The organism is Salinispora sp. H7-4 (genome assembly GCF_013416675.1).
Lineage (GTDB): Bacteria > Actinomycetota > Actinomycetes > Mycobacteriales > Micromonosporaceae > Micromonospora > Micromonospora vitiensis.
Genome location: NZ_JABZED010000023.1, coordinates 377 through 630, shown reverse-complemented (window position 1 = coordinate 630; position 254 = coordinate 377). Strand labels below are relative to the sequence as shown.

1 pseudogene is annotated in these 254 nt (G+C 66.5%); it reads right to left on the bottom strand.

What is annotated here, in order from left to right:
- Nucleotides 1-254, bottom strand: a pseudogene (locus H0524_RS24790) (pyridine nucleotide-disulfide oxidoreductase); the annotation flags it as partial.

Genomic DNA, 254 nt, shown 5'->3' with positions numbered 1-254 from the left:
CGGATCAGTTCCCACGTCTTCGGCGCCGTGGCGTACGTGTAGTTGCTGGATACCAGCGGAGTGTCCATGGCCTCCGCCATGCCGGGAATCTTGCCCCAGTCGAGTTGGATGCCGGGGCACACGACGAGATGGTCGTAGCGGACCCGGACCCCACCGGCGGTGGTAACCGTCTGCTGTTCCGGGTCGATGATGTGCGCGGCGTCCTTGATCCAGGCGACACCCTTCGGCATGACCGACGCCTGCGGGCGGGCGCT